General features: G+C 41.4%; 1 pseudogene. It reads right to left on the minus strand.

The features are described 5' to 3' along the window. Positions 1–604, minus strand: a pseudogene (locus tag K6Y21_RS21120) (transposase); the annotation flags it as partial. Positions 605–667: the final 63 nt, after the last annotated feature.

Here is a 667-nt window from a genome sequence, read left to right on the forward strand (position 1 = left end):
GTTGTTGTTTTATACTTCTTTTTATAGCGCACCCAAACGTTTGCTTCTTTCATCAGTTGCGCTGTTTTCCTGCGTCCAACAGGATAATCCAGTGAATTCAATGCCTTTTGAATGCGCCTTTGTCCATAGGTATTATCGCTAAATTCGGCAATATCTTTCACCCACTGCAACATCTCTTGATGCTCTGTATCAACAGGGGCCATCGTCTTCCGCTTTTGATAGCTGTAGTAATTATTGTTTTTCACACCCAACACGTGACACATTAATATCACAGGCCAGGTCTTCTTATTTTGGGCAATAAACGCGTATTTTACTTCGTTTCTTTGGCAAAGAAGACCGTCGCTTTTTTTAGTATTTCACGCTCCATTTCTAAGCGCTTTACTTGTGCTTTTAGCTTGCGGATCTCTTCCTGCTCAGGTGTCAGCTTGCCATTGCCTCGAAATGCATGGCCATCATCATTTTCTGCTTCTTTTATCCAGCGGCCGAGTAGCTGAGGTGTGACCTCTAAATTTCTAGCGGCTTCAGCAATGCTGTAACTTTGCTCTCGTACCAGTGCAATGGCATCAAGTTTGAATTCTTTTGAATAGGTTTTACGTGTTGTCATTTCAATCTCCAGTTAAATCAATTATGTCTTAACTGGGTTAGTCGTATCAATTAAACCACGTCA

It is taken from the genome of Motilimonas eburnea, from assembly GCF_021295345.1.
Lineage (GTDB): Bacteria > Pseudomonadota > Gammaproteobacteria > Enterobacterales > CBDFNC01 > Motilimonas > Motilimonas eburnea.